Source organism: Mesorhizobium sp. M7A.F.Ca.CA.002.15.2.1 (assembly GCF_003998715.1).
Lineage (GTDB): Bacteria > Pseudomonadota > Alphaproteobacteria > Rhizobiales > Rhizobiaceae > Mesorhizobium > Mesorhizobium ciceri.
Genome location: NZ_RZPI01000577.1, coordinates 1 through 3714, shown reverse-complemented (window position 1 = coordinate 3714; position 3714 = coordinate 1). Strand labels below are relative to the sequence as shown.

Genomic DNA, 3714 nt, shown 5'->3' with positions numbered 1-3714 from the left:
TCTGGTCGTAGCGCTTGTATTCGCCAAAATACTTGGTGATCGCCGCCGTCAGCGACGTCTTGCCATGGTCGACGTGGCCAATCGTGCCGATGTTCACGTGAGGCTTGTTACGCTCGAATTTACCTTTGGCCATAATCGTTCTCCGTCTATTCTACCCGCTTGGGGGAAATTGTTATTCGCTCTTCAGATCCGGCACCGCGCAAGGGACGCGACGTCGGTGGCTAAGGAACCCTTACGCGTATTTCTTCTGGACTTCCTGGGCCACTGCGGTCGGAACCGGCTCGTAGTGATCGAACTGCATCGTGTAGGCCGCACGGCCCTGGCTCATCGAGCGCAGGTTGTCGACATACTTGAACATGTTGGCGAGCGGCACCATCGCGTTGATGACAACGGCGACGCCACGCGCTTCCTGACCCTGGGTCTGGCCACGACGACCGTTCAGATCGCCGATGACGCTGCCGACGTAGTCTTCCGGCGTCACGACTTCGACCTTCATGATCGGCTCGAGCAGCTGCACGCCAAGCTTGGGTGCTGCTTCACGGAAGCAGGCGCGGCCGGCGATTTCGAAGGCCAGAACGCTGGAGTCGACATCGTGGTAAGCGCCGTCGATGAGGGTCGCCTTGACGCCGATCATCGGGAAGCCCGCGAACGGACCCGAGGTCATGACGCTGTTGATGCCCTTTTCGACACCAGGGATGTATTCCTTCGGCACGGCGCCGCCGACGATCTTGGTATCGAACTCGAACTCGCTGCTATCGGGGTTCGGCTCGAACAGGATCTTGACGCGAGCGAACTGACCGGTACCGCCGGTCTGCTTCTTGTGCGTGTAGTCCTGCTCGTGCTTGCGGGTGATCGTCTCGCGATAGGCCACCTGCGGTGCGCCGACATTGGCCTCGACCTTGAACTCGCGACGCATGCGGTCGACGATGATGTCGAGGTGGAGTTCGCCCATGCCGGAAATGATTGTCTGGCCGCTTTCCTCGTCGGTCTTGACGCGGAAGGACGGATCCTCGGCGGCCAGGCGATGAAGGGCGAGGCCCATCTTTTCCTGGTCGTTCTTGGTCTTCGGCTCGATGGCGATCTGGATGACCGGATCGGGGAATTCCATGCGCTCGAGGATGACCGGATGCAGCGGATCGCTCAGCGTGTCGCCGGTGGTCGTGTCCTTGAGACCGGCAAGAGCAACGATATCGCCGGCAAAAGCCTCTTCGACGTCGGCGCGCGAGTTCGCATGCATCTGCAGCATGCGGCCGATGCGCTCTTTCTTGCCCTTCACGGTGTTGTCGACCGAGATGCCCTTGGTGAGCCTGCCCGAATAGATGCGCGCAAAGGTCAGCGAACCGACGAACGGGTCGTTCATGATCTTGAAGGCGAGCATCGACAGCGGCTCGTTGTCGTCGGCATGACGCTCGATCTCGGCGTCGGTCTTGGCATCGACGCCCTTGATGGCGGGAACATCGGCCGGCGACGGCAGATATTCGACAACGGCGTCGAGCAGCGGCTGCACGCCCTTGTTCTTGAAGGCCGAGCCACAGAACATCGGGTAGAACTTGACCGCGATGGTGCCCTTGCGGATCAGCGCGCGAATCTCGTCATTCGACGGCATCTTGCCTTCGAGGTAATTCTCAAGCGCCGTCTCGTCCATTTCGACGGCAGCCTCGATCATCTTCTCGCGGTATTCTTCGGCACGAGCCTTGAGGTCGTCCGGGATCTCGACGATGTCCCAGGCAGCGCCCAGCGTCTCGTCGCGCCAGACCAGCGCGTTCATCTCGACGAGGTCGACAACGCCCTTGAACTCGGTCTCGGCGCCAATCGGCAGCTGCATGACAACAGCATGCGCACCGAGGCGCGAGCCGATCATCTCGACCGAGCGATAGAAGTCGGCGCCGATCTTGTCCATCTTGTTGCAGAAGATCATGCGCGGAACGCGATATTTGTCGGCCTGGCGCCAGACAGTCTCGGTCTGCGGCTCAACACCGGCATTGGCATCGAGCAGCGCGATGGCGCCGTCGAGCACGCGCAGCGAACGCTCGACCTCGATGGTGAAGTCGACGTGGCCGGGGGTGTCGATGATGTTGAAGCGGTGCATCTTGCCGTCACGAGCCTTCCAGAAGGTCGTGGTCGCGGCGGACGTGATGGTGATGCCGCGCTCCTGCTCCTGCTCCATCCAATCCATGGTGGCAGCGCCGTCGTGGACTTCGCCGATCTTGTGCGACTTGCCCGTGTAGTAGAGGACGCGCTCGGTGGTCGTCGTCTTGCCGGCGTCAATATGCGCCATGATACCGAAATTGCGGTAGTCTTCGATTTTGTATTCGCGGGCCATCGTAGCTGCCTCTCAGTCTCGTTCGCGCTTTACCAGCGGTAGTGCGCGAAAGCGCGGTTGGCTTCAGCCATCTTGTGGGTGTCTTCACGCTTCTTGACAGCGGTGCCGCGGTTGTTGGCCGCGTCCATCAGCTCGCCGGAGAGGCGGTCGACCATCGTGGTCTCGTTGCGGTTGCGGGCCGCAGCAATCAGCCAGCGAATGGCCAATGCCTGGCGGCGCTCGGGGCGCACGTCGACCGGAACCTGGTAGGTGGCGCCGCCGACACGACGCGAACGCACTTCCACATGCGGCGCGACATTGTCGAGCGCCTGATGGAAGACGGTGACCGGCTCCTGCTTGGTCTTCGACTGAACCTGGTCGAGCGCGCCGTAGACGATGGTCTCGGCGACCGACTTCTTGCCGTCATACATGACGGCGTTCATGAACTTGGTGACGATCAGATCGCCGAACTTCGGGTCCGGATTGATCTCACGCTTTTCTGCACTGTGACGACGCGACATGGCTTTTGTCTCTCAATCTCATAGCCCGACGCACTCAAGGAGCGCCAAGGCCGGAAAATCTTACTTCGGACGCTTGGCGCCGTACTTCGAACGGCGCTGCTTGCGGTTCTTCACACCCTGCGTGTCGAGCACGCCGCGGATGATGTGGTAGCGAACGCCCGGAAGATCCTTGACGCGGCCGCCGCGGATCATCACCACGGAGTGCTCCTGAAGGTTGTGGCCTTCGCCGGGGATGTACCCGATCACTTCAAAACCATTGGTCAGGCGGATCTTGGCCACCTTGCGCAGCGCCGAGTTCGGCTTCTTCGGCGTCGTTGTATAGACGCGCGTGCAGACGCCCCGCTTCTGCGGGTTCTGCTGCATGGCCGGGACCTTGTTGCGCTTCACCGGCGCAATGCGCGGCTTGCGGATCAGCTGGTTGACGGTAGGCATTAAACCCTCTTGTCTCTCAATTCCGTGTCTCGCCCGGTCAGGGCCGCTCAAAGCGTCATTTCCATACGCAAATTCGGGCCATAAACCGCGCCTCGCGGTCTTGCCCGAACAAAAGGCAGAGGAAGCGGAAGCCGCTTCGTGCACGCCGGAAATGTCTTTTCGCTCGTAAAACGAACCCTGTTTGAGGCAAACTCCAAAGCGTGTCGCTTCGGAAGGGAGAGCCTCACATCGGTTCTGACTGGGCGGCTTCTACCCGTAAGACCGCGGACCGTCAAGCCCGGAGCACCAAATATTGCGCGCCGACCAAGGCTTGGCAGCCATGCGAAAACCGCATGTAATTTTCTTTCGCATTTTTGCAAGAGCGAGGAAGAAAGTGACAAGCCTTCAGGCAAAGTGAATGGGTTTGCGCTGTCGCGCGGCCTTGCTTCATGCGAAAAGGCCGCATGAGCAGTCAAAACC

4 protein-coding genes are annotated in these 3714 nt (G+C 60.5%); all 4 read right to left on the bottom strand.

Translation table 11 applies throughout. The features are described 5' to 3' along the window. On the bottom strand, window positions 1-133 hold a 133-nt coding region (locus ENZ74_RS25425), incomplete at its 3' end, for a GTP-binding protein (RefSeq protein ID WP_245261238.1). A 99-nt stretch (window positions 134-232) separates the two neighbouring features. Beyond that, entirely contained in the window at window positions 233-2323 is a 2091-nt protein-coding gene (gene fusA, locus ENZ74_RS25420) for an elongation factor G (protein WP_127313065.1), read from the bottom strand. Between the two features lie 29 nt (window positions 2324-2352). Continuing rightward, entirely contained in the window at window positions 2353-2823 is a 471-nt protein-coding gene (rpsG, locus tag ENZ74_RS25415; RefSeq protein ID WP_008875664.1) for a 30S ribosomal protein S7, read from the bottom strand. A gap of 60 nt (window positions 2824-2883) precedes the next feature. Beyond that, window positions 2884-3255, bottom strand: a complete 372-nt coding sequence (rpsL, locus tag ENZ74_RS25410) for a 30S ribosomal protein S12 (RefSeq protein ID WP_006333356.1) — start codon at window positions 3253-3255, stop codon at window positions 2884-2886. Window positions 3256-3714: the final 459 nt, after the last annotated feature.